Source organism: Nautilia sp. PV-1 (assembly GCF_004006315.1).
Lineage (GTDB): Bacteria > Campylobacterota > Campylobacteria > Campylobacterales > Nautiliaceae > Nautilia > Nautilia profundicola_A.
Map to the genome: position 1 here is coordinate 1,162,987 of NZ_CP026530.1, position 24,604 is coordinate 1,187,590.

A 24,604-nucleotide genomic window follows, 5' to 3' on the forward strand; every position below is an offset into this window, starting at 1 on the left:
GAAAAAACGGCGTAAAACTGCTGAAAAAATTTACAAAGTAAATTAACAGCAGTCTTACAAGTATTTTATCAGAGCCGTTTCGTTGCAGTTGGGGAAAAATTTGCATTTTATACAGTCCGCCCATATTTTTTTATCCGGAATAGCTTCTTTTTCAATTTCGATAAAACCGATTTTTTCAAAAAATTCCTTTTTATACGTCAAAACCAACACTTCTTTCAGTCCGATATTTTTTGCTTCTTCTAAAAGCCTGCCTACCAGCAGCTTCCCTATCCCTTTTCCCTGATAATCCTTATCAACGCCTAAAGATCTGATTTCCCCTAAAAAAGGAGAAAAAATATGCAGCGCGGCAACAGCAACCGGCTTTTCTTTATCGTAAATCAACGTATAGGAACGTATATTGGTAGCGACTTCGTCATCGTCTCTTCTTAAAATAATTCCTTCTTTTACATACGGTTCAAGTACGCTTTGTATATCTATTATTTCTCTTAATGTGGGTTTTTTAATTACTAAATCATTCATTTGATATATTACCCCACAGAATTTCGTTAATTTTGTTTTTGACTTTGTCAAATCCTCTTTTTTTCATGTTCGAAACAAACAGCGCGTCAGGATATTTCTGTCTCAGTTTTGCAAGTTCGCTCTGTTTTAATTTGTCTATTTTTGTAAAGACTGTCAAAAGCTGCTGATCTTTCCTTTTAAATGAATTTATATATTCATCTACATTATTGTCAATATCCAGATCCGGATGTCTGGCGTCTCTTAAATGTATAAAAAGCTTTATATTAAATCTGTTTTTTAAAAACTCATCAAGATTTCTGCCCCAGTCTTTCAGCATGGATTTGCTGACTTTTGCATATCCGAATCCGGGAAGATCAACCAAAACGTATTTTTTACCTTCGTCTTCCACTTCAAAGAAATTAATCAGTCTGGTTTTTCCCGGTGTTTGGGATGTTTTTGCTATTTTTTGATTGGTAAAAGCATTTAAAAAGCTGCTTTTACCCACATTACTTCGTCCAAGAAGAGCAACTTCCGTAAAATTCGGATCAATTGCTTCATTAATCGACGGTGCCGATGTTATAAATTTTACTTTCACTCATTAACCTTTATTATGATTTCTACCGGTTTTTTACCTCCGGTTACTTCTGCGTTTTTAGTAAATCTGTTAAGTACTATTCTGTTCCCTTTTACGCTTTCGTTTGTTTCAAGTTTAACTATTTTGGCATTGCCTGTTAATATTATATTTCCGTTGTGAAGCTGATATACAAGTTTATCGCTTCTGCCTTTGTATGTTGAGTTTTTATCAAGTGCTATTACAAACCTGACATTTCCGATTGCGACAAATTTCTGAGGTTTTTTATTTTTATCAAAATAAACTATCATCTCCTCAGCCTGAATATTGTCTTTTCCTTTAGTGGCATTAACGTCGCCTTTAAACACACTCTCTTTTTTTGCCATATCATAGTGGAAATATTTGCTTGTTACTTTCAGCTCCTCAGCACTTACAAAACTTATAACAAGTATCAACAGTAAAAAAAGTTTTTTCATTTTTCAACCTTTAAATAATATATTATATTTTTGGCATACAGATTTTTTTTATCGTCCATCTTGAAACTTTTACCGTATCCTCTAAAATCTTTTGAATAAAGTTTAACTTTACCGCCGCTTAAAAGTTTCGTTATTTTATTATAATAAGCTAAATTTGTAATTAATTCTATATCTTTGTTTTTATACCAGACATTATATCCGGTAACCAAATCGTCTTCGAATACCGTTTTGTCCGCTTTATAGTCTTCTAATTTTACTAAATCTTTAACATTTAAATCATACGCAATGTAATTTTTTTTGTACATATCAAGTTTTTTAAAACTGCCTTCTTTTTGAAGTTCACCATTATATATATAAAACTTCCCTTTATTAAACTCGACATCCGGAAGCTTTGCAGAGGCTTTAACCGTATGAGTGGTTTTATACTCTCCCATTAATAACGGATACAGCATAATTCCAAATACCAATACGGCAAAAGAAACTGCTTTTACCATAACGCCAAAAACTTATCGTAAAGTTTTTCTTCTTTTAACAAAAACTCTATCATTTCGGCAACAGCTCCTTCTCCTCCGTTTTTTTTCAGAGGATAATTTACAAAATCGTAAATATACGGATTAGAATCATAAGGCGCAAATGATTTTTTAACGAGTCTGAGCATTGAGAGATCATTCATATCATCCCCAATAACGGCTACTTCCGAATATGAAATACCCATTTCTTCAACTATTGAATCCAGAACTTCTTTTTTATTTCTTACACCCTGTTTTACGTATGTAATATCAAGCTCTTTCGCTCTTCTGTCAACTATATTCGAAACCCTTCCGGTGATAATGGCGCTTTTTTTACCAAGCCGATTCCAGCTTTTAATCATAAGTCCGTCTTTTATATTAAAAGCTTTTACTTCGTCTCCGCTGTTTGAATAGTATATTTTACCGTCTGTAAGAGTTCCGTCAACGTCTATTACGATAAGCTCTATCATAATACGCCTTTTGTTGAAGGAATCCCGCTTTTTCTATAAGCAAGTGCTCTTCTAAGAGCCACGGCAAACGCTTTAAACGCGCTTTCAATAATATGATGTTTGTTTGTGCCTCTTTTATATATAATATGTGCAGCTATTTTAAAGTTAAATACAAGAGATTTAAAAAATTCTTCAACAAGTTCCAAATCAAAATCCTTAATAGCGCCTTCCCTTGGCATTTCATATACAAGATACGCCCTGCCTCCTATATCCATATCCACTTCAACGGCCGCTTCATCCAAAACTGCCACCGCATTAGAATATCTTTCTATATTTTCAATAGGATAGACTTCTTTAAACAGCGCTTCTCCTATTACGATACCCACATCCTCAACCGTATGATGGTAATCTACGTATATATCTCCGTCACAAAACACTTCCAAATCCATACCGCTGTGTTTTGCCAAAGCTTCAAGCATGTGGTCGAAAAACCCTACTCCTGTTGAAATATTTGATTTCCCGCTTCCGTTAATTTCAAGTTTTACTTCTATTTTAGTTTCTTTTGTTTCTCTTTTTATTTCCGTCATATTATTCTCCTACGATAAATCCGTTTAATTTATGGGACAGTTTAAATCTCTTAGCTTCCGAATATGTTTTAAATCCTACTATAAATACTTTATAAAAATCGCCTTTTTTTAAGACACTCGTATTATATCCTAACTCCCTGTATTTTTGAGCCGTATATTCCGCTCCGCCTTTATGTAAAAACGCTCCAACCTGAATCATATATCCGTTTACGTAATTTTTACCTTTAAATCCTATAACGGTTATCCTGACAGGTGCAGTACCGGTTCTGTCCACACCTATCTGTTTCGCCGCGACATAACTCAAATCTATAATTCTCCCTTTTACAAACGGCCCTCTGTCGTTTATTCTTACAATCACGCTTTTGCCGTTGTTAAGATTTGTAACCTTTACCATCGTATCCATCGGAAGCGTTTTATGTGCGGCCGTAAAAGCGTACATATTGTATATTTCGCCGTTACTGGTATATTTCCCGTGAAAATTAGGCCCGTACCAGCTGGCAATTCCGGTCTGAGTCCAGCCTATAGGCACCGTTTTTTTAGGATAGTATACGTTGCCGTTTACACTGTAAACTTTTTGTGTGCCTTTTTTTACTCCTGGCGTGCTGTATACTTCGGTTACGTATCTCTCCGTACATCCCGTAAATAACACTAAAGTTGCAGCTGTTAATAAAAGCGTTTTTTTCATCTCAGTCCTTGTGGTACTTTTAATATCTGTCCTACTCTGATTGTTGTGCTTTTAAGTTCGTTAACCCTTATTATTTTTTTATAATCGATTCCAAATTCCCTTGCTATTTTTCTAAGCGAATCACCTCTTTTTACTTTGTATTTTACATAAATACTGTTTAACGGAATAACAAGCCTCTGACCGATATGCAAAAATCGTCCGAGTCTGTTAAAATCTTTAATAAATCTTACTTTAGTATCAAATCTTCTTGCAATTTTAATTAAAGTATCTCCCTTTTTAACCCTGTAAACCATAAAATAGTGTTTAGGATGAAATTTAAGTTTAAACATAGCCAGCTTTTTATACGGAATATAAATATAGTATTTATACGGCGGAGTAAACGAATAATTCAGATGTTCGTTATATTTTCTTATTTCCCTATAAGGTACGTTTAATATTTTACTAACATAATAAAGTGACGTACCCGCCGGCACTTCAACCCTTTTCAAGTCTGAAACCACTCCGCTGTTTAGAAGATACGCATTCGTATACTGTATAAAGTCGTCACTGTTAAACAAAAACGACATTGCTATGATTTTTAAAATATACTTTCTCGTTTCCCTAGGAAGATACTGCCTTTTTAAACCTTTTTGATATCTTAAAAGATCATTCAGACTGATATGTATATAATTCAGCTTTTTATAAAGTTCATAAAGTTTTCCGAAAGCATATCTGCCTCTTCGTTGATAATCCCTGATGATCTGCCTGTATTTTCTAATAGTTTTATCATGTCTGCATTTTTTCCCGAGTTTTAAACAGAGTTTATCTACTTTTGCTCTTACAACCGCCTCGACAACCCTCGCCTCACCCGCATTGTAAGCCATTATCGCAAGATACCATTTTCCGAAAAAATGATGAAGATAACTCAGATATTCTACGGCTGCTTCAGTCGATTTGACCGGATCTTTTCTTTCGTCGACATATTCGTCTATTTTAAGATCATACCTTCTTGCAGTCTGGGGCATAAACTGCCACAAACCTATGGCTTTTTTATCCGATCTTGCAGATGTAGTTAAATAACTTTCCGCCATTGCTACCGATATAAGTTCTTTTGGGAGGTTGTTTTTAATAATAGACTGTTTAATTAAAGGCAGATAATCGTAACCGTTTTGAAGAACGTTTAAAAAATACTCTTTTTTCTTTTTTGCATACTCTTTGTAAAGCCTCTGCAGGCTTCTGTTCTCGACAAATTCATCATTTATGTTTAACGCATTAAGCACCTGTATGTTTTTATTCGTAACAACATCGGCCGTTAAATAAAGAGACAGCATTAAAAATAAAATAATCTTTTTCATATATTAAAAAGTTCCTTTGCGTTTTTTGTTGTTATTTCTTCAACCTCTTCAGGTTCAACATCCCAAAGTTCGGCAATTTTGTCTCGTACATAAACCGTATACGCAGGCTCATTTCTTTTCCCTCTGAAAGGATGCGGAGTAAGATAAGGCGCATCCGTTTCTATAACCACCCTGTCTTTAGGAATTTTAGGAAACACGTTTATGAGTTTTTTGGCGTTTTTGAATGTTATAACACCGCCTATTCCGTAATAAAACCTTTCTTTAAGCTTCAAAAGCTGCTCCGCAGCGTTGTAACAATGAAGCACTCCTTTGATTTGAGGATGTTCTTCCAATACTTTAAGACTGTCTTCAGTGGCTTCCCTTATATGAACTATTATAGGTTTATTATACTCTTTGGCAATTTCTATCTGTCTGTGAAACATCTCTATCTGTTTTTTTCTTTGTTCCTCTTCTTTTACCCAGTGATAATCAAGCCCTATTTCACCCACCGCTACACATTTGGGATGGTTTATAAAACAGGTGATAAGTTTCTCATCATATTTATCTATATCAACAGGATGAAATCCTACCGCAAAATATATTTCATCATATTTGTCTGCAAGCTCTATCGCTCTTGGCAGATCAGCCGGATCGGCGGCAGGAATTATAAACTTTTTTACGCCGTTTTCCTCCGCTCTTTTAATTACTTCATCGACATCATCGATAAATTTGGCATTATCAAGATGTGTATGCGTATCTATTATCATTTATCAATTCCTTTACTATTTGTAACACTTCATAGTTTAAAAAATATAAAAATTGTAAATATTTGTAACTTTTGAATATAATTGTAACAAAAATATAAAAGGAGACGAAATGTCAAAACCAGTATTCACTAAAGAAGAGGCATTAGAATACCACGCCAAACCTGTCCCTGGTAAAATTGCAATCGAAGTCACAAAACCTGTAAGGGATTCAAAAGACTTATCAATCGCTTATTCACCGGGAGTTGCAGTACCTTGTCTTGAAATCGACAAAGACGAAAACCTTGCATATGAATATACTAACAAAGCAAACCTTGTAGCTGTAGTTTCAGATTCAACTGCTGTACTAGGACTTGGTACTCTTAAGCCTGTAGCTGGTAAACCTGTTATGGAAGGTAAATCAGTATTATTCAAAAAATTCGCATTTATTGACGCATTCGATATTGAATTAAAAGTTCACGAAACTGAAGAGATCGTAAAAGTAGTGGAAGCCATTTCACCTACATTTGGAGGTATCAACCTAGAAGACATCAAAGCTCCAAAATGTTTCGACATTGAAAAAGAATCTCAGGCAAAATGTGATATTCCTGTATTCCATGACGATCAACACGGTACTGCAATTATTTCTGCAGCAGCGCTTCTAAACGGATGCGAACTTACAGGTAAAAAATTCGAAGATATAAGAATAGTAATTTTAGGTGCCGGTGCAGCCGGTCTGGCAGCAGCAGAAATGTACAAAGCAATGGGTGCTAAAAACATCGTTTTAGTTGATTCTAGAGGTGCTGTAACTACAAAAAGAGACGATCTAAATAAATATAAACAGCCTTGGGCAATAGATGAAAATATCGAAACTTTAGCTGACGCACTTAAAGGCGCTGACGCAGTTATCGGTAACTCAGTTGCTGACTGTATTACTCAGGATATGGTTAAAACACTTGCACCGAATGCAATGTTATTCGTAATGGCAAACCCTGATCCGGAAATAAAACCTGAACTTGCTTTAGAAGTAAGAGACGATTTAATTATTGGAACTGGAAGAAGCGATTATCCTAATCAAATTAACAATGTTTTAGGATTCCCATTCATATTCAGAGGAGCTCTTGATACTCATGCAAGCGCAGTAAATATGGAAATGAAAATTGCTGCATGTCATGCATTAGCAGACCTGGCTAAAAAACCTGTTCCTAAATACGTAAAAGAAGCTTACAATTTAGAAAATGTAAAATTCGGCAAAGATTATGTTTTACCAAAACCATTTGACAGAAGAGTTTTTGTTGACGAATCTGTTGCAGTTGCAAGAGCGGCTCTTGAAACAGGAGTCGCAAGAATCAAAGTTGACGACATTGACAAATGGGTAGAGGGTTACAAACAACATCTAATTAAAATGCTTAAAGAAAAAGAAGGCATCGATTACGACGCTGAATAATCTTCTTTTTCTTTTTCTTCTATTAAACTCATATATTTTATGTTACACTTTCATCCTTGTTAACAACAGGGGAAAGGATGAAAAATGAATATCAAAGACTTTTTTTTCTTTAACAGATTTATAACGCCTACGGCGATTACAGTTATTTACTGGCTTATGCTTTTAGGTGTTTTTATCGGCGGTATAGCTGAAATGTTTGGGGGTTACTACGGTTTTACATTCCAAAGTTTTGTAAGCGGACTGCTTATTATCGTTATAGGAGCAATTACTATAAGAATATATCTTGAAATTATCATGGTAATATTCAAAATCAACTCAAATCTTGAAACTATTGCAAAAAACTCTGTTAAAAAAACTACGGACAAAGAAGGTGAGGAATAATTCCTCACTTTTCAATAACAAGTGACAGACACAAAATTATTCAACAATATATTATATAATTACAAAAAAAAGGATTTGTATGTTAAAAATCGCAATCATTACAATGAGCGACAGGGCAAGTGCCGGAATATATGAAGATAAAAGCGGAAAAGAAATTGAAAACTTTTTAAAAGAAAACATAACAAACGAATTCGAAACAGTTTATAAACTTATACCCGACGATTATGAAACGATTGTAAAAACATTAAAAGAAGCGGTAGAAGAGAAATGTTCATTAATTCTTACAACCGGAGGCACCGGCCCCGCACCAAGAGACGTAACTCCGGAAGCGACCAAAGAAGTTTTAGAAAAAGAGCTTCCGGGTTTCGGAGAGCTTATGAGAATGCATTCTTTAAAATATGTTCCGACTTCCATACTCGCAAGAGGTACGGCGGGAGTTGTTAAAAACAGCTTTATTTTAAACCTTCCGGGTTCTCCCAAAGCAATAAGAGAAAACCTTGAAGCCGTATGGCCCGCAATTCCTTACGCAATAGACCTGATCGGCGGAGATTATATAGAAAGTCCGACAGCTTTTAGGCCTAAGAAAAAATGAAAAAGCTGCTGCAAAAAATAAACAAACAGGCTTTAATTCTTTCTCTTTTAGCCGTATTGACAGTTTTAAGTGTTCCTTTATACGACAAAATCACAAACAGTTATCTAAATTCATCTCTTAAACAGTCGGCTGTAACATATGCTGTTACAAGAAGCATAAACGCAGCCGTTTCCATTATTCAGGAAAGCTCGGTAACGGTCGGAGTCGGAATCGAAGGCAATCTGGCATTAGGACAGGCGCTTGATCCTATCAACGATGCCACTGAGAGATTTTCCGATTTGTTAACCCTTTCTCTTTGGGCGCTGGGAAGCGAAAAAATAATATACGAACTTTCAAAACTTCCGGTATTTACGTTAATAATTATTATTTTAGCGCTGCTTAACCTGTTTTATAAATCTAAACTTCTTAAAAATACGCTAATTGTTTTTATCTTAATTAGACTGTTTTTGCCGTTTAGTGCAGTTATATCTTCTTATTTTGACAAATATTATTTCGAACCTAATATCACAAAAAACATACAGACGCTTAAACCTTATACAAAAAAAATAGAACCTCAAAATATACAGCCCCAAAACAGTATATGGGATAAAATATCAAATACTATAAACGATACAAAGAATTCACTTAAAGAAATACAGGAGAGTGCGCATTTTTATATAGCTCATACGCCGGAGATTATAAATGCAATGCTTAATCTTGCCTCATTATATTTAGCCAAACTGCTCTTAAACGTAATATTGCTTCCGCTTTTATTGATATACCTGATAAAAAATATGAAATTAGAGTAAAGCTTCGATTTTATTTTCAAGCTCTCTGATTTTACGTTTAAGTTGCTCGTTTTCCGTTCTCATTTGAGCGTTTCTGCTTTTTACCGATTTTAAATCGTTTTTAAGTTTAGTAACCTCATCATCCAAAAGTTCTAAGTTTCCTAAAGATCTCTGAAGCTGAATCTGGTATTTTTTAATTAATATTTCCGCGTCAATTAAATTACTTTTTAATTGTTTACGTCTTTCTTCCGACTTTTCATATAAATGTTTGTAATAAAACATTCTAAAAGTCAAAAAAAGAATAACAACGATAACCGTTGTTAAAAAAATCCAGTTAAATATCAATTTTTTTGACCCTCCTCTCGTGTCTTCCGCCTTCAAACTCGTTTTCAAGCCATGCGTCAAGAATAGACTCTACTACTCCGAGTCCTACAATTCTTGCACCGAAACATAAAACGTTTGCATTATTATGTCTTCTGGCCATTGCAGCTGTATAATAATCATGGCAAAGAGCCGCTCTTATACCTTTATGTTTGTTTGCAGCAAGACTCATTCCAATTCCGCTTCCGCAGATTAAAATCCCCATTGTTCCGGGATTAGCCAAAACAGCTTCGGCTACTTTATGAGCAAAATCCGGATAATCCACGCTTTCGGTAGAATATGTTCCTAAATCTTCTACCTCTATACCTTTTTTTTCCAAATATTCTATTACAAAAGGCTTAATTTCAAATCCGGCATGGTCGGTTCCGATATAATACTTCATTTAATTCCTTTTTGATAAAATTATAACAAAATTTAAAAAAGGATATTTATGAAACTCGGAATCAATATCGACCATATCGCCACTCTCAGAAACGCCCGCAAAATTAACGAACCCGATCCTTTAATGGCTCTGCACATTTTAAAAGAAGCAGGAGCAGACCAGGTAACTATCCATTTAAGGGAAGACAGAAGACACATTACCGATTTTGACGCCAAAAGAATATGCGAAAACAGCTTCCTGCCGGTAAATATGGAATGTTCTATCAATCCCGAAATCATAGACATTATCTGCACTTTAAAACCGCACCGCGCCACACTCGTGCCTGAAAAAAGAGAAGAAGTTACAACCGAAGGCGGACTTGACGTAATTAAATTCGAAAAAGAAATTAAAAACGCAATCGATAAATTACATGCAAACGATATTGAAGTATCGCTGTTTATAGATCCGGATTTTGAACAGATAAAAAAATCAGCCGAAACCGGTGCTGAAATGATAGAACTTCATACGGGCAAATACGCAAACATGCATTTGGCGTTAAATACCAACATAAACCACACCCCTTTTAATGTTTTTGAAAATATGGATAGAAAAACACTGAAAAAAGAGCTTGAACTTGAATTAAAACTGCTTAAAGACGCAACAATACTCGGAAACGAACTTGAGCTTGAAGTAGCGGCGGGACACGGGCTTAATTACCAAAACGTAAAACCGATAACTGATATAAAAGGGATCGTTGAACTTAATATAGGTCACAGTATCATTGCAAATTCCGTATTCTTAGGACTTAAACAGGCAATTATTCAAATGAGGGAATTAATTAATGAATAATATTGAAATCAGCGCAATACAAATTGTACTGTTTCTCTTTTTTTCTGCATTGTTCGACCCGTTGATAGGACGAAAAATTGGAGAATGGTTTTAGTAAATATACAAATTATTCTAACTATTTCCTCAGCTTTTTAAATTTCAACTGTTCGTAAATCCCGAACAGTAAATTTTCAGAATTTTATCAAGATATTTTTTTGTAAGTATCTTGTACTCTTGTAATAATTCTGGCGATTTTTTTTGGAGTGAGGGGGTGGGGCGAGGAGCAATTTTATTTACTCTTTTATTATATTTAATAAGCTATTTAAATCAATTTTATAACCTTTTTTCAAATATTCATAATATACTAATTTTAATTTTTTTAAAATATTTTCATTAAGATTACTAATTAAACATTTTTTTAGAAGAATTTTATCTGAATTAGATATCATGTTATAACAAAAATCTCTAATAAAAACATGATTTTCTTGATTAAAAAACATCCTATTATTCAATAATATTTCTAAACTAATAACATCACATAAATATTCGCAAGATATAGAAAATTCCTCTTTATTTATATTAATAATAATTTGCTTATTTTGCACATCAATAATTTTAATATCATCTTTTAAAAGCTTTATCATTTCATAACAAGAATTTAATGCCTCATTTTCATTAATGAAAAACTTATTATTAACACTACCAATATCTGTTCGCATTAAATATAGTCTTATAAAATCAATAGAAATAAAATAAATTTGTTTATTACCTCCTCTAATAACTAATCCTGTAAAATAAATATTTTTATCTTTATATAAAAAAACTGGTGACCCACTAAAACCATTATAATCTGTAAAACCATTATCAAAAAAGACATTAACTTGTTTTATTAATGAAGTAGTACTTTCTACAATTTTTCCAAATAAATAGTTTATATTTAAACTCATTTCACTTTTTATAACATTTCCTTCATCATCAAATTTTACTGGTATAACTTCATTTTTACTTTTTTTGTCTAAACAATAACCCGCAATAAAGACTATATCATTATTATCTACACTCTTGCCCATATCCTCTTTTTTTCTTAAACCATTAGTATCTAAACTAATTAATTTCTTGTCTAACATAAATTTTTTAGCAAACTCTTCATTAAAAGTTACTATTGCAATATCATTCAAATCTTCACTACCTAACCCTTCTATCTTTTCATTTTTAGGTAAAATTGAATGAAAAAATATGTTATGAATTTCTTCTTTAATTATACTTTTAGTATTCTTTAAATCTATACCTTTTCTTAAATTATTTATTATGAAAAAACTATCAATATTTTTTTGTAAATCGGAAAAGTTTTCACTAATAAATAAATCTTTTCTAATTACATTATGTCTTGCAGTTAAAAAATATAAATCTTCTCCGTGTAAAATAAAAAAACCCGTACCAAAAATTCCATAATATCCATTACTATAAAAGATTATTGGTCTTATAGAATCCGCAATAACTTTATCAAATTCACTATTACAAATATTTTTTATAATTTCTGTAATAATAAATTTTTCATTTTTTTCACCCAAACCAAACTTCTTTCTCATCAGTTTCTTATTATTTTAATTTTCTATATTAAATTAAAACTTAAACTTCTTAATCTCCAAATTTTCCCTGAAATCAATATAATATAATATTTCATCCTGTTGATCTATAAGTGTTTTTAGTCCGAGCATTGAAGATAATGATCCGATTAGGTTAACCATCGGAGGAAGCTGTCCTTTTACATTATGCTCTTTTGTAGCGAAAATTTCAAAAGAAGTGGTTTTAAACACACCTACCTGTCCGTGCCACTCTTCCACACTTGCATATATCCAGGGAATATTTCTTTTTTTAGAAAAAAGATCTATTTTTTTCCTGACTTCGAAATTATCAGTTGCGTCAAATACAATATCAACGCTCAAATCCATATTTTCATCAAAATATCCGTGTATAACTTCCACTTCGGTGCCGCATCTGCCGATTCTTTCGGCAAGGACATCAGCTTTTTTCTTTCCTACATCGTCTTTTGTAAACTGAAACTGTCTGTGAATATTATGAATTTCGATTTCATCATAATCTACGAGATATATCTTTTCAAGTCCTATACATCCGAGCGTTGTAGCGATAATGTTTCCGAGTCCTCCGCATCCTACAATAAGTACTTTTTTTTGAGCAAGTAAAAGCTGATTGTTTTCTCCGAGTACTTCTATCTGTCTTCTATACATCAAAACCCCTAATTGCTTCAAATACTTTTAAAGCCTGAAAATGCTCTTTCACATCATGGCATCTGACTATGCTGGCACCGTTTCTGACAGCTTCTGTATGAATAATCAGCGTTCCCGGAAGTCTATCGGCCGGAACGGTAGAAACGCCCTCTTTTTGCATAATCATATCAATCATACTCTTTCTGCTGGCACCTATTAAAAGTTCGTACCCGAAATGAAGGAAATGTTCCATATGTTTAATCAAAGCCAGGTTGTCTTCAAGCCTTTTACCAAACCCTATTCCGACATCAAGTATAATATCTTTTATTCCAAAACTTTTTGCTTTTTCAATTCTTTCAGTGAAAAATTCGTCAACTTCCAAAATAACGTTTTCATAATAGGGATTGTCCTGCATATTGGCCGGAACACCTTTTTTATGCATAATTACCACTGCTGCATCATATTTAGCCGTTACTTTTGCATATTTGTCACTTTCAAGTCCGGTTATATCGTTTGCTATTTTAAATCCTCTTTCAAGCGCATATTCCAAAACATCCGCTTCAAAAGTATCAATGCTGAAAACCGCTTTTTCATACAGTTTTGATTTATATATTTCATCGATTATCGGTTTTACTCTTTTTAATTCTTCTTCTACACCCGGATATACGCTTCCGGGTCTGCTTGAGACACCTCCGATATCTATAATTTCAGCACCTTTTTGAATCATTCTCTCAATCTGTTTTACGGCCTGCGTACCCTGAAATCTGCTGCCTTCAAAAAAAGAATCGTCGTTTGCGTTTACCACACCCATAATTTTTACCGGAAAACTCGGAAGATTAATAAACTCTTTTAATTTTTTGGCAAGTTCTTTTAATTTAAAAGGCTGTGCAAGCTCTTTTTTAGCAAGGATTTCCAGCTGTTTTTTATTACACATCAAAACAGCGTCAAATTTATCGCTTTTACAATTAGGCACACCCATAGGAACCGCTAGCTCCGCCCCAATGCTTAAAGCATCCTGTTTTAAAATATTAGCGGCTCCGCAGCTTATGTCTTTGATAAAAAAAAGATTTTCGCATTTTTTCTTTTTCATAATTTCTATTCCGGGTTTATCTACGCCTATTTTTTTTAATAAATTTCCCAGATCGGTATCTCTGTTTAATTTATATATTTTCAAAACCTCTCCTTGATACTGAGCATTATCAATGATATAACCGCCTGTTTGTCAATATTCAATTCAAGCATTTTTATCGCATTGCCTAGTATTTCCATCTGCTCTTCGTTTAGATTTTTTTCTTTTATTATTTTATAAATTAAAGCTTTAATTTCAGACACATCCAAATCGCTTTTTAAAATTTCCAAAATTTTATCGTTAGTTATCGTTGAAATATCTATATCTGAATCTAATACGGTGTTATAAATTCTTTTTTCCATTACAAGACGGGATTTTATCGTATCTAAAAGGGCGTATTTCGACTTTGCCAGCAGTATAAATTCTATATTTTTAGGAGGTTCTTCAAGAAGTTTAAGAAGTGCGTTTTGAGATACGGAAGAATATTTTTCAGCCGCAATTAAAATAGTTTTTTTATTTCTGCTGGCAATATAAGCAAAATCCCTTATTTTAGCTATGTCTTCAACTTTCAGTTCATTTACTATTACAATTTCGTCAGGCTTTATCTCTTCTACTGCTTTTTCAAAATCATCCGTTATGATAATTTTGCTCAAACTTCAACCTCTCCGAAAATAGCGGCTTTTAGTGTTTCATTCAGTATATCGGCCAGATCAAGCAGCTTTTTATCAAGATTTTCGTCAAGAGATTTTAAAAAGAAATTTTTATGCAGATCCATATCCATAATCCAGAAAAACGAATCCGGTTTGTTTCTTGCAAATCTGAGTTTCGGCGTTTCAACACCTATATACCAGAAAATATAATTGTCGTTAAAACTGATAGAGAGCATATCTTCAATCATTTCGTAATGCTCGTCCGTCCTGGCGTGTTCGAGCTGAGGAACCAGCTTTTGAAGATCGTAAATAGGAATAAACGACGGTTTGAAATCCTGAAAATTATTAATTTTGTTAATGAGATAATCACTAAACCATTTGCGCTTATAATCCGTTATTAAAAGTACACTTTTACCCTCAATTACGTTTGAAATAAAATCGGAAACAAGAGGCACCCACTCAAGCCTCTTTTCTTCCATCCATTTGATGTTTTTATCTCTTATAAGCTTTAAGGTGTAATGATTTATATCCATTATTTATCCAGTTGATAGGCTGAATGCAGCGCTCTGACTGCCAATTCTCCGTATTTTTCATCTATAATCATTGAAATTTTAATTTCGCTTGTACTGATCATAAGTATATTTATATTTTCATCTGCCAATGTTTTAAATGCCGTAGCCGCAACGCCGCTGTGTGATTTCATACCTACTCCTACAACGCTGACTTTGGCAATAGAATCGTCATATTCGATTGATTCTGATTTATTTTCGTATTCTTTAAGAACTTCTTTTGTCAGTTCAAGTTCTGTCTGAGGTACTGTGAAAGTAAGGTTGGCTTTATTGTCTTTTCCTACGTTTTGGACTATCATATCGACGTTGATGTTTTTATTCGCAAGTTTTCCGAAAATTTCCGCACTTATTCCCGGTCTGTCTTCAACTCCGAAAATACTGACTCTCGCCTGGTTTTTATCAAGGGCTATACCGCTAACTAAAACTTTCTCCATATCAGGTGTCTCCTTTGTAATTAATGTTCCTTTTATTTCCGGTTTAAATGATGATTTAACTTCTATATCCACATTAAGTTTTTTAGCAAGCTCAACGGATCTGCTTTGCATTACTTTCGCTCCTAAAGAAGCAAGCTCAAGCATTTCATCATATGTAATCATGTCTATTTTTTTTGCTTTAGGCTCTATTCTAGGATCGGTAGTGTATATTCCGTCAACATCGGTATATATTTCACATTTATCCGCATTGAGCGCTCCGGCGATAGCAACAGCCGTCAAATCGCTTCCGCCTCTTCCGAGTGTGGTAACGTCGCCGTTTTCGTTAATACCCTGAAAACCGGCAATTATTACTATTTTACCTTCTTCAAGGTGTTTTTGCATTTTGCTCGGATCAATATCCATAATTCTGGCTTTTGTATGATCGCTTGTTGTTTTAATCCCCGCCTGTCTTCCGGTTAAAGCGATTGCGTCTCTTCCCATCGCTTGAAGGGCAATACTTAAAAGAGCGCTTGTAACTCTCTCACCGCTGCTGACCAGAAGGTCTACTTCTCTTTGGGGAGGAGTTTTGCTGAAATGATTGGCAAAATCCAATAATTTATTAGTTTCTCCCGCCATTGCGGAAACGACTACAACTACCTGGTTTCCTTCGTCAGCATATTTTTTTACTATATTTGCAACATTTTGTATTCTGTCTAAATCACCGACACTTGTACCGCCAAACTTCTGAACTACTAACATTTATCTCCTTTTCTTATAATAGCCCCTGCTTTTTAAAATAATCAAGTACGATCTTATATACAGGCCTTTTGAATGATTTCACATAATCAAACACTTCGTTTACGTTTACAAATTTATAATCTTCAAACTCCGGTATTTCCGTATCAAGGTTTATTTTTGCATTCGGTTTTAATTTAACAAGAAAATATTTCTGTTTCTGTCCGTCAAACGGATACATTTTTTTAGCTATTCTTTTAGGAAAATCATATTTTTGCCATTCAGGCATTTCAGCCAAAATTTCAACCTCGTCTGTACCTATTTCTTCTTTAAGTTCTCTTAACAACGCTTCTCTTTCGCTCTCTCCCTCGTCTATTCCCCCCTGAGGAAACTGCCACGCATCAACATCATTTCTTTTGGCTATTAAAATTTCCACTTTTTCGGGATATTTTGAAGAAAGAACAACAGCAGCGACATTTGGCCTATATTTTTTCAAAACATCACCTTTTTTTAGTAAAATTATAACGAATTAATTGAGAATGGAGAATGGAGAATGGAAAATTTAAGAAGTGAAAAAGAAAAAGAATTTAATAATTCTCAATTCTCAACTCTCTATTCTACATTATTATACATTCACATCCCCTTTTGCGACAGCAAATGCAACTACTGCGCCTTTAATTCATACACAAATATAAATCATTTAAAAAAAGAATATTTCAGTGCATTAAAAACCCAGTTTTTACATGAGATATCTTCGGACACACAGTTTAAAACAATGTTTATCGGAGGCGGAACACCTTCAACGATGGATGCAGGATTTTATGAGAGGCTTTTCGGGCTTATTTCCCCGTATTTGAAAAATGTCGAAGAGATTACAATAGAATGCAATCCCAACACATCATACGAATGGCTGAGAGATATCAAAAACCTGGGAGTAAACAGAATAAGTTTCGGAGTACAAAGCTTCGACGAAGAAAAATTAAAATTTTTAAACAGAAACCATTCTCCCTCTCAAGCCTTAAAAGCAATTCAAAACGCAAAAAAAGCAGGCTTTGAGAACATTAATCTCGATTTGATCTACTCAACGGCGCTGGATACAAAAGAATTGCTTACAAAAGATCTGAATACCGCCTTTAGCTTGCCTGTCACACATTTAAGCGCATACTCTTTGACTATTGAAGAAAACACCAAATGGGAAGGGGATTTTTCAAAACGCAAATACGATGAAGAGCTTGAAATATGGTTTATAAATAAAATAAAAGAAAAATTCCGCCAGTATGAAATATCAAACTTCGGAACCCCATGCAAACACAATCTAGGATACTGGGAAGGAAAAGAATATTTTGGAATCGGCGCGGGGGCCGTGGGATTTAAGAAATGGAGAATGGAAAATGGAGAATGGAGAATTTTTAGGTATTATACGCAAAACAATGTGCATGAATATCTGAAAGATCCGACAAAATACCAATATGAATATTTAACCGATAATGATATAAAAAAAGAAAAAGTATTTTTGGGACTGCGCTCAATAATCGGTTTTGATGAAGATATTTTAAATCCGCAAGAGAAAAAAAGAGCCGGGATTTTAGTAAAAGAAAACAAACTTTTAAAAAAAGAAAAAAGAATTTATTCTTACGATTTTTTACTGGCCGATGCTTTAACTAACTATATTCTGGACTAACCCTACCAAGGAGCTATAGCGCTCCAGAATTTAGCAAACCATCCCTGTTCGGTATATCTTTTAATATCGCCTTCGGTTTTATATTCTATTTTTGCATCGGCAATATATTTGGAATCTATAGTATTGTCCGCCGCTATATCTTCAGGTCTTATAACGCCGCTTATCGCTATTATCTGTTTTTGACCGTCAACGTATATTTCTCTGTGACCCACTATAAAATAATTACCGTTTTTTAACACCTTAACGATTCTTGCCGTAATAGTTGTTTCAAAACTTTCGTTTCTCTGCTGAGAACCGCTTCCCTGAAAAGATCTGTTTGAATTCATAGACGGCAAGTTAAGACTAAGCCCCGTCTTTCCGACTCTGTATTCTTTACCTCCTATATTAACGCTGCCGCTAAGTCCCGCATCAAAAAGTCCGCCGTTATCGGTGTTTGCTTCGCTGAGTTTTTTACTTGCCTGAGTAGACTGTTTGATCTCTTCAGTAATAACAATCGTAACTATATCGTTTACTTTCATAGCTTTTGTATCAGAAAAAAGATTGTCGCTGTTGGTAAAAAGAGAACCCGGATCGTTTCTTGGAATATCACTGTCCATACTCGGCATCTGTTCTACATACTTAGGAGGTTTCATATTAATCGTCGGGTCCATAGGATGTGAAGCGCACCCTGAAAAAACGAATGCGATCAATCCGGCTAAAAACAGATATTTTTTCATTCAAACGGCCTTTTTTAAGAATAAAAGCAAAAACCGTTCCGTAATTTTAAATCTTTCCTTTAAGTTTTAAAACAGCTTCTTTTATGTTGTCCTGTCTCATAAAATGCTCTCCGACAAGATATGCGTCCACACCGTTTTTTGAAAGTTTTTTTACCGTTTCAAAATCGTTTATTCCGCTTTCAGCCACTACGATAACACCTTCCGGAAGCAAAGGTATAAGCTTTTTGCTTAAATCCATATCCATTTCAAATGTTTTTAAGTTTCTGTGATTAAATCCTATAATGTCGGCCCCAACATCCAGAGCTTTTTGCAAATCCTCTTCGTCATGAATTTCAAATAAAACTTCAAGTCCCTTATTTTTTGCAAAATCAAACAGTTTTTTTAATTCTTCCGTTTTAAGCGCTTTTGCTATAAGCAAAATAAAATCGGCCCCCGCCGCGTATGCTTCGGCTATCTGAAATTCGTCTATTATAAAATCTTTTCTTAAAAGTGGAATTGTAGAAAATTCATTAATTGCTTTTAAATACTCCAAACTGCCCTGAAAAAAATGAGGTTCGGTAAGTATACTCATCGCATCTGCCACCTCAGCATATTCTTTTGCTATTTCCACAGGAGAAAAATCTTTTCTTATAACGCCTTTTGAAGGACTGGCCTTTTTAACCTCGGCAATAATTCTATAAGGATTGTCCGAAGTGGATTTTAAAGCTTTTTTAACATCTCTAAAATCTCTTTTTAATGAAAGATACTTATTAAAATCTTCTTTATTTTTTCTTTTTAAAAGATCTTTTTTTGTTTGATTTATAATTTTTTCTAATATCATTCTCAGCCTTTACACATTTTTTAATAAGAATTTTATGTTTTAATATTTCTTTATCTTTTAAGTGCACGTTTTGAATAATTTCAAGCGCTTCTTTGCATTTTCCCAGTTTATAATAACCCCATGCCAGAGAATCTATATATTCTTCGTTGTCAGGGTGAAGCTCAAGCGCTTTTTGAACATATTTCAGACCTTCTTTCACATTTATATTATTATCAATCATGATATATCCCAAGAAATTGTACAAATACGCGCTCGGATAAAATTTAAGCAAATATTTCAGTTTAGGAATAATTTTTTTAGCCGTCGCTTTTGTAGGATTTGCCTCATATGAATAAGTGCAGTATTTTAACAGATAAGGAAGCTTTGCCGTTTTTTCATACAGTTTCATTGCGTAAAAAGCGGCTTTTTTGTAATTTTTCGCTGTTTCATATACGATCAGTTTGTATTCGTCGCCTAAATTGTTTTTGTTTATAAGCTGCAGAGCTTTTTTGTAATTTCCGTTATCAAGATATATTCTAAGAGCAAACATAAGATATTTTCTGTCAAATTTGCCCATTTTTTCATATATTGTCGCAAGATTTGAATAATCGTAAGTCTGTTTGTAAATAATTGCAAGTCTTAAACATATGTCATATTCGCATCCGTACATATCAAGATGAGTTCTTAAATATGCCAAGGCCTCATTGTATTTTTTAAGTTTTATAAGAATATCGACTAGCTGTAAAAGCGTCTGTTTATCATGTGTCATGGCGTACAGGGATTTTAAATACTTGGCAGCTTGTGCGTATTTATGCTCTTTTAAATAAATAAACGCCATCATTTTATAAAAGAAATCGTCTTTTTTATTAAGTTTCGTCAACAGCTCTTTTTTGGCTTCATTTACTTTTTTCAATTCAAGCAGAGCAAAAATTTTATACATAAAAATTTTCTTATCAAAACTTTTTTTCAGATATTTGTCGCTTAAAGCGATAACCTTTTGATATTTTTTCAGATAAAAGAGATCTTCTATCATTTTTTCATAATATACCGGCTTGTCTGTCTTTTCATATAAAAATTTATATATTTTTACCGCCTGGTCCACTTTATTGTTATTTTCATAGAATAAAGCTTTTATAATATAGTTGTCTTCATCGGGAATAACTTTTTTACCTACCGGCGGCTGTTTTACGCTGCAGCCCGTAATCAGCAGCAGTAAAACTAATCCGAACGCTAATCTGACCTTTTTCATTTTGTCTCTTCCGATAAAATTATTCCAGGGCACTCTTTTTGGAGTTCTTCAATTCTGTTTTTATAATAATCCCAAAAAGGAAACGTCCTGCACTGCTGAGGTCTAACACTATATATTTTACAACCGTTTTCAAAAAAAACACAGGCATAACCGTTTTTATAAGGTTTTTCTTTTAGTGAATATCTGTAGCCGACTTTCACTAAAAACGTTTTTTTAAAAAGCTCTTCGTCAATATTTAAAAATTCGGAAATGTTTTTAATATCCTGAGGACTCACCCAAATATAACCGCTCTCCCCTATACAGCAGTTGCCTTCGCACTCTTTACAGGCTTCAGGGTCGAATTTATATGAAAATCCGTCTTTTGAAATTAATTTTTCATTTTTCATTTTTCACTTTTCATTTAAATTTTTATACTCTTCGTTGCCGCTTTTTTATATATTTCCGCTGCTTCTTTGGAATAATTCTCACCTTCAAAACCTATTAAAGGCGGATGTACGTTTACCATTGATTTGGCGTGTCTTTTGGCCCTTACCATAACCAGGGTGGCCTTTTTGTTCAATCTCGGATACATAAACCTTATATCCGTAATTTTTAAAGGTTTTGGAATATTTGAAATTATATCATCAATTCGTTTTGCATCATAGCAAAAAATAAATTCCCCTCTTTCTTTCAAGACTCCGTTTACCTTCTTAAAAAACTCTTTCATAGGCAAAGATTCTTCATACCTTGCGGTTTTTATAATTTCATTTTCACTTTTTAACGTTCCCTGATAAAAAGGAGGGTTTGAAATGACGAAATCATACTTTTCATCAAATTCGTATGTAAGAAAATCGCCGTTTATTACATTCGCTTTCAAAGAATTTTCATCTAAATTTTTATTGATAAAATCAAACATAATCTTTTGTTTTTCAACAATACTAAGATCAATTTCAGGAAAATCTCTTTTAATTAAAAGTCCCAGTACACCGCAGCCTCCTCCGACTTCCAGTACTTTTCCTTTTATATTAAAGCCGGAAATAAAGTCATATAAGAACATAGTGTCGCTGTTGTAACAGTATCCGTTTTTCGGCTGATACAGGATCATTAACTGCTAAGTCCTAATTCGTCTAAAATAGGCTTAATATCTTTTTCATAATATTTCATCAAAAGATTCGGAATAAGCGCCATAGCTTTATCTTCATTTCTCCATTCGTCTATTTTTTCAAGTATAACACCCTTTTTATGTTCGTCGATATTCTTTGAACTTTTTACTTTTTCTTTTATTTTATTAATCATTTATTGCCTTTTTTTTGTAAAATTATAACTAAAAAGGTTCATTATGATAATAATCCCCGCCCGTTTATCCTCAAGCAGACTTCCTAATAAAGTTCTTGCCGAGATAAATAACAAGCCGATGATAATATGGTGCGCCGAAGTTGCCAAACAGGCGGACGACGTATGCATAGCCACGGATTCGCAAGAAGTTATTCAAATATGCAAAAAATATGGATTTAACGCCGTTATGACAAGCGACAGTCATAAAAGCGGAAGCGACAGAATAAAAGAAGCGGCGGATATACTAGGACTCAAAGACAATGACATAGTAATCAACATGCAGGGAGACGAGCCCTTTTTAGAGCCTGAAATATTAACCGCGGTGAAAGAAAAACTATTAGAAATCAAAAACAGGGATTTTTCGATGGTGAGCTGTTATAAAGAAATAGACGAAATTAGCGCCAGTGATCCTAATTTAGTAAAAGTAATAATGGATAAAAACGAGGACGCTATATACTTCTCAAGAAGCAAAATACCGTATAACCGCGACGACGTTCCTCATCAGTACTATGGACATATCGGTATTTACGGATTTACAAAAAAAAGTCTTGACGAATTTGTAACAATGAACGGTGTTATTGAACATATTGAAAAACTGGAGCAGTTAAGAGTGCTTGAGAACAGTAAAAAAATAGCGATGATCAAGGTAGAAACCGAAAGTTTCGGAATAGATACAAAAGACGATCTCGAAAAGGCAAGAATTTATGCAAAAAATCGCAGTTAGTATAGGTGATTTAAACGGAGTAGGAATTGAAATAGCCCTGAAAGCACACAACACAATAAAACAATGGATAAAACCGGTATATTGCATTAACGAAAAAATGTTAAAAAAAGCTGCAAAACTGCTTAATATGCCAATTCCGGACGATTTTGAAATCTTTGAAGTCGAAGGAGATTTTAAAATAAAACCCGGAACCGTGAATGCGGATGCCGGAAAATATTCGTTTGATAGCTTCATGGCGGCTGTTAATCTGGCAAAAGATAAAAAAGCAGATGCGATTACAACACTTCCTATAAACAAAGAAAGCTGGATGAAAGCCGGAATTAAATACAAAGGCCATACTGAAGTCTTAAGAGACGTTTTTAAAAAAGACGCTATTATGATGCTCGGATGTGAAGAGATGTACGTAGCTCTTTTTACCGAACATATACCGTTAAAAGACGTTGCCTCAAAAGTCACGAAAAACAATCTAACAAAATTTCTTATTGATTTTTATAATTCAACAAATTTTCATAAAGTGGGAGTGCTGGGATTAAATCCTCATGCCGGTGACGGAGGAGTTTTGGGAGATGAAGAAATTAAAGATATCTTGCCAGCAATAAAAGAAGCCAATAAAATAATTAATAAAGACTTCTACTACGGCCCTCTTGTCCCCGATACCGCTTTTTCTTCGGGTAAAGGAAGGTATATTGCCATGTATCACGATCAGGGACTTGCACCGCTTAAAGCTTTATATTTTGACGAAAGTATAAATGTAAGCTTAAATCTTCCTATACTTAGAACGTCAGTCGACCACGGGACAGCCTTTGACATTGCGTATAAAGGCAGAGCAAACACCAAAAGTTATGAAAATGCGATAAAATATATCCTAAATCATCAAAAGTTGACTTAAATCAATTTTTTTTATTACTCCATTGGATATACTAAAACAAAAAAGGATGAGCATGCAAAGATTAATCAGATTTCAGCATGAGAGTTTTATCAAATTTATTTATGCTGCCGTAATGGTAAAAGAAAAGAGCGCAAAAAAGCTTCTTGAAGACATTGCGGTATTTAAATACAGACACATGGTATGGGCTATGGCGGATGCCGTAAAAGCCGGTGTTAAATTCGACATGGATTTCAAAGAAGAAGAAATTAAAAAAATAGAGGTGCAAAGCGAAGAGGATTTGCTTGAAGTGCTTATCAACGATTTAGAAGAAAATCTTAGAAGCTATGAAGAAATCAAAACAGTTTCAACAGACAGATTTAAAAACGACGACGAATATTTCTTAGCTCAGCTTAAAAAACTGGATCTTGAAGGCACTGTTACGGCATTTAATCAGTCAAAAGAACTGCCTGGAGTAGATCTTGAAGAAAATGCAAAAGCCGCGCTTGTATTTTTCCTAATGGAAGAAACGTTCAAAGAATACGAACTTATTACCATTTACAGTTATTTAAAAGTTCATTCTAATGAAGTAGACGCAAATTCGGCATTTACAGACTTGGCATACGATTCAATTTATCATCTAAGAAGATTTGCGGAACTTGCAAGCCAAATGGGAGTATTAACGCTTCCTAGACCTATTCCACATGAAAAATATGAAAATATCGGAATAGTAGAGTTTTTAAAAGAAAACATCGAAGAAGAAATGGATGCTGAAAAACAGTGCCTGATTTTAGCGGAAAAAATAGGAAACGATGAGCTTAGTAACTTCTTACTGTTTATATCAAGACAGGAAGTTTATCATGCAGAGCTTCTCCAAAGAGCACTTGACGCAGTAAAAGGAAAATAATCCTTTTGCTCTTTTTTAAATACTTTAATTACTTTAATATTAATAAATAATTTAACACAAATACGCGTATAATTCTTATAATTTTTAACAATATCGC

General features: G+C 33.8%; 33 protein-coding genes. 9 read left to right on the forward strand and 24 right to left on the reverse strand.

Translation table 11 applies throughout. From position 1 onward, the window contains the following. Nucleotides 1–54: 54 nt before the first annotated feature. Genes C3L23_RS06280 through C3L23_RS06320 form a run of 9 tightly spaced genes read right to left on the reverse strand, consistent with a single transcriptional unit; the run spans nt 55 to nt 5,855 of the window. A complete protein-coding gene (locus C3L23_RS06280) occupies nt 55–519 on the reverse strand; it encodes an N-acetyltransferase (protein WP_127680942.1) in 465 nt (154 codons plus the stop codon). Next, entirely contained in the window at nt 512–1,093 is a 582-nt protein-coding gene (gene yihA / locus C3L23_RS06285) for a ribosome biogenesis GTP-binding protein YihA/YsxC (RefSeq protein WP_127680944.1), read from the reverse strand. Before yihA ends, C3L23_RS06280 begins: the two co-directional genes overlap by 8 nt. Further along, nucleotides 1,090–1,545 carry a lipopolysaccharide transport periplasmic protein LptA gene (gene lptA, locus C3L23_RS06290; protein ID WP_127680946.1) on the reverse strand — a complete coding sequence of 152 codons (456 nt, stop codon included), beginning with the start codon at nt 1,543–1,545 and terminating at the stop codon, nt 1,090–1,092. The genes yihA and lptA overlap by 4 nt, the downstream gene beginning before the upstream one ends. After that, nucleotides 1,542–2,039, reverse strand: a complete 498-nt coding sequence (locus tag C3L23_RS06295; protein ID WP_127680948.1) for a hypothetical protein — start codon at nt 2,037–2,039, stop codon at nt 1,542–1,544. Before C3L23_RS06295 ends, lptA begins: the two co-directional genes overlap by 4 nt. Next, a complete protein-coding gene (locus C3L23_RS06300) occupies nt 2,033–2,524 on the reverse strand; it encodes an HAD family hydrolase (protein WP_127680950.1) in 492 nt (163 codons plus the stop codon). Before C3L23_RS06300 ends, C3L23_RS06295 begins: the two co-directional genes overlap by 7 nt. After that, entirely contained in the window at nt 2,521–3,090 is a 570-nt protein-coding gene (hisB, locus tag C3L23_RS06305; RefSeq protein WP_127680952.1) for an imidazoleglycerol-phosphate dehydratase HisB, read from the reverse strand. Before hisB ends, C3L23_RS06300 begins: the two co-directional genes overlap by 4 nt. Nucleotide 3,091: 1 nt before the next feature. After that, the gene (locus C3L23_RS06310) at nt 3,092–3,775 is read right to left on the reverse strand and encodes a septal ring lytic transglycosylase RlpA family protein (protein ID WP_127680954.1); all 684 of its coding nucleotides are present in this window, start codon (nt 3,773–3,775) and stop codon (nt 3,092–3,094) included. Beyond that, entirely contained in the window at nt 3,772–5,109 is a 1,338-nt protein-coding gene (locus tag C3L23_RS06315; protein WP_127680956.1) for a lytic transglycosylase domain-containing protein, read from the reverse strand. Before C3L23_RS06315 ends, C3L23_RS06310 begins: the two co-directional genes overlap by 4 nt. After that, nucleotides 5,106–5,855: a TatD family hydrolase gene (locus C3L23_RS06320; protein WP_127680958.1), complete on the reverse strand. Its 750-nt coding sequence runs from the start codon at nt 5,853–5,855 to the stop codon at nt 5,106–5,108. Before C3L23_RS06320 ends, C3L23_RS06315 begins: the two co-directional genes overlap by 4 nt. A 109-nt stretch (nt 5,856–5,964) precedes the next feature. Here C3L23_RS06320 and C3L23_RS06325 point away from each other — a divergent pair, with 109 nt between their 5' ends. The 4 genes from C3L23_RS06325 to C3L23_RS06340 all read left to right on the forward strand — a co-directional run bounded on the left by C3L23_RS06325 (nt 5,965) and on the right by C3L23_RS06340 (nt 9,039). Next, the gene (locus C3L23_RS06325) at nt 5,965–7,278 is read left to right on the forward strand and encodes a malic enzyme-like NAD(P)-binding protein (RefSeq protein WP_127680960.1); all 1,314 of its coding nucleotides are present in this window, start codon (nt 5,965–5,967) and stop codon (nt 7,276–7,278) included. A gap of 84 nt (nt 7,279–7,362) precedes the next feature. Further along, entirely contained in the window at nt 7,363–7,659 is a 297-nt protein-coding gene (locus C3L23_RS06330; RefSeq protein WP_210402405.1) for a DUF4282 domain-containing protein, read from the forward strand. A gap of 79 nt (nt 7,660–7,738) precedes the next feature. Further along, the gene (gene mog, locus C3L23_RS06335; RefSeq protein WP_127680962.1) at nt 7,739–8,251 is read left to right on the forward strand and encodes a molybdopterin adenylyltransferase; all 513 of its coding nucleotides are present in this window, start codon (nt 7,739–7,741) and stop codon (nt 8,249–8,251) included. Next, entirely contained in the window at nt 8,248–9,039 is a 792-nt protein-coding gene (locus C3L23_RS06340; RefSeq protein WP_127680964.1) for a hypothetical protein, read from the forward strand. Before mog ends, C3L23_RS06340 begins: the two co-directional genes overlap by 4 nt. Here the strand turns inward: C3L23_RS06340 and C3L23_RS06345 are convergent. Together C3L23_RS06345 and rpiB are read right to left on the reverse strand one after the other, a co-directional pair. Next, a complete protein-coding gene (locus C3L23_RS06345; protein ID WP_127680966.1) occupies nt 9,031–9,363 on the reverse strand; it encodes a hypothetical protein in 333 nt (110 codons plus the stop codon). The genes C3L23_RS06340 and C3L23_RS06345 overlap by 9 nt on opposite strands. Further along, entirely contained in the window at nt 9,353–9,781 is a 429-nt protein-coding gene (gene rpiB, locus C3L23_RS06350; RefSeq protein WP_127680968.1) for a ribose 5-phosphate isomerase B, read from the reverse strand. Before rpiB ends, C3L23_RS06345 begins: the two co-directional genes overlap by 11 nt. A 48-nt stretch (nt 9,782–9,829) precedes the next feature. On the opposite strand from rpiB, the gene C3L23_RS06355 reads away from it, so the two are divergent. Then, nucleotides 9,830–10,609, forward strand: a complete 780-nt coding sequence (locus C3L23_RS06355) for a pyridoxine 5'-phosphate synthase (protein WP_127680970.1) — start codon at nt 9,830–9,832, stop codon at nt 10,607–10,609. Nucleotides 10,610–10,881: 272 nt separating this feature from the next. Here C3L23_RS06355 and C3L23_RS06360 read toward each other — a convergent pair whose 3' ends face one another. The 7 genes from C3L23_RS06360 to C3L23_RS06390 are packed head-to-tail and all read right to left on the reverse strand — an operon-like array spanning nt 10,882 to nt 16,748. Then, on the reverse strand, nt 10,882–12,177 hold the full coding sequence (locus C3L23_RS06360; protein WP_127680972.1) for a hypothetical protein: 1,296 nt from the start codon (nt 12,175–12,177) through the stop codon (nt 10,882–10,884). Between the two features lie 33 nt (nt 12,178–12,210). Beyond that, nucleotides 12,211–12,837, reverse strand: a complete 627-nt coding sequence (locus tag C3L23_RS06365) for a ThiF family adenylyltransferase (RefSeq protein WP_127680974.1) — start codon at nt 12,835–12,837, stop codon at nt 12,211–12,213. Next, nucleotides 12,830–13,990 (reverse strand): dihydropteroate synthase, encoded by a 1,161-nt coding sequence (folP, locus tag C3L23_RS06370; protein ID WP_127680976.1) that lies wholly within the window; start codon nt 13,988–13,990, stop codon nt 12,830–12,832. The genes C3L23_RS06365 and folP overlap by 8 nt, the downstream gene beginning before the upstream one ends. Further along, the gene (locus tag C3L23_RS06375) at nt 13,987–14,538 is read right to left on the reverse strand and encodes a DNA polymerase III subunit delta' (protein ID WP_127680978.1); all 552 of its coding nucleotides are present in this window, start codon (nt 14,536–14,538) and stop codon (nt 13,987–13,989) included. Before C3L23_RS06375 ends, folP begins: the two co-directional genes overlap by 4 nt. Further along, nucleotides 14,535–15,068: a HobA family DNA replication regulator gene (locus tag C3L23_RS06380; RefSeq protein WP_127680980.1), complete on the reverse strand. Its 534-nt coding sequence runs from the start codon at nt 15,066–15,068 to the stop codon at nt 14,535–14,537. The genes C3L23_RS06375 and C3L23_RS06380 overlap by 4 nt, the downstream gene beginning before the upstream one ends. Further along, nucleotides 15,068–16,276: an aspartate kinase gene (locus tag C3L23_RS06385; protein WP_127680982.1), complete on the reverse strand. Its 1,209-nt coding sequence runs from the start codon at nt 16,274–16,276 to the stop codon at nt 15,068–15,070. Before C3L23_RS06385 ends, C3L23_RS06380 begins: the two co-directional genes overlap by 1 nt. A gap of 13 nt (nt 16,277–16,289) precedes the next feature. Further along, a complete protein-coding gene (locus tag C3L23_RS06390; RefSeq protein ID WP_127680984.1) occupies nt 16,290–16,748 on the reverse strand; it encodes an RNA pyrophosphohydrolase in 459 nt (152 codons plus the stop codon). Between the two features lie 57 nt (nt 16,749–16,805). On the opposite strand from C3L23_RS06390, the gene hemW reads away from it, so the two are divergent. Beyond that, on the forward strand, nt 16,806–17,933 hold the full coding sequence (gene hemW, locus C3L23_RS06395) for a radical SAM family heme chaperone HemW (RefSeq protein ID WP_127680986.1): 1,128 nt from the start codon (nt 16,806–16,808) through the stop codon (nt 17,931–17,933). Between the two features lie 2 nt (nt 17,934–17,935). On the opposite strand, the gene C3L23_RS06400 is transcribed toward hemW, so the two are convergent. From C3L23_RS06400 to C3L23_RS06425, 6 genes are read right to left on the reverse strand one after another with little or no spacing between them, the layout of a single operon-like run. Continuing rightward, nucleotides 17,936–18,649, reverse strand: a complete 714-nt coding sequence (locus C3L23_RS06400) for a flagellar basal body L-ring protein FlgH (RefSeq protein WP_127680988.1) — start codon at nt 18,647–18,649, stop codon at nt 17,936–17,938. A 46-nt stretch (nt 18,650–18,695) separates the two neighbouring features. After that, complete coding sequence (gene trpC, locus C3L23_RS06405; protein WP_127680990.1) at nt 18,696–19,469, reverse strand: indole-3-glycerol phosphate synthase TrpC; 774 nt, start codon at nt 19,467–19,469, stop codon at nt 18,696–18,698. Next, nucleotides 19,411–20,697, reverse strand: a complete 1,287-nt coding sequence (locus C3L23_RS06410) for a lipopolysaccharide assembly protein LapB (RefSeq protein WP_210402406.1) — start codon at nt 20,695–20,697, stop codon at nt 19,411–19,413. The genes trpC and C3L23_RS06410 overlap by 59 nt, the downstream gene beginning before the upstream one ends. Continuing rightward, nucleotides 20,694–21,083 carry a YkgJ family cysteine cluster protein gene (locus C3L23_RS06415; protein WP_127680992.1) on the reverse strand — a complete coding sequence of 130 codons (390 nt, stop codon included), beginning with the start codon at nt 21,081–21,083 and terminating at the stop codon, nt 20,694–20,696. Before C3L23_RS06415 ends, C3L23_RS06410 begins: the two co-directional genes overlap by 4 nt. Before the next feature lie 14 nt (nt 21,084–21,097). Then, nucleotides 21,098–21,781 (reverse strand): tRNA1(Val) (adenine(37)-N6)-methyltransferase, encoded by a 684-nt coding sequence (locus C3L23_RS06420; RefSeq protein ID WP_127680994.1) that lies wholly within the window; start codon nt 21,779–21,781, stop codon nt 21,098–21,100. Continuing rightward, entirely contained in the window at nt 21,781–21,972 is a 192-nt protein-coding gene (locus tag C3L23_RS06425; RefSeq protein WP_127680996.1) for a hypothetical protein, read from the reverse strand. Before C3L23_RS06425 ends, C3L23_RS06420 begins: the two co-directional genes overlap by 1 nt. 43 nt (nt 21,973–22,015) lie before the next feature. On the opposite strand from C3L23_RS06425, the gene kdsB reads away from it, so the two are divergent. Genes kdsB through C3L23_RS06440 form a run of 3 tightly spaced genes read left to right on the forward strand, consistent with a single transcriptional unit; the run spans nt 22,016 to nt 24,507 of the window. Further along, entirely contained in the window at nt 22,016–22,735 is a 720-nt protein-coding gene (gene kdsB, locus C3L23_RS06430) for a 3-deoxy-manno-octulosonate cytidylyltransferase (protein ID WP_127680998.1), read from the forward strand. Beyond that, the gene (gene pdxA, locus C3L23_RS06435) at nt 22,716–23,624 is read left to right on the forward strand and encodes a 4-hydroxythreonine-4-phosphate dehydrogenase (RefSeq protein WP_127681000.1); all 909 of its coding nucleotides are present in this window, start codon (nt 22,716–22,718) and stop codon (nt 23,622–23,624) included. Before kdsB ends, pdxA begins: the two co-directional genes overlap by 20 nt. 52 nt (nt 23,625–23,676) lie before the next feature. Then, the gene (locus C3L23_RS06440) at nt 23,677–24,507 is read left to right on the forward strand and encodes a 4-hydroxythreonine-4-phosphate dehydrogenase (protein WP_127681002.1); all 831 of its coding nucleotides are present in this window, start codon (nt 23,677–23,679) and stop codon (nt 24,505–24,507) included. The last annotated feature ends 97 nt before the right edge of the window (nt 24,508–24,604 follow it).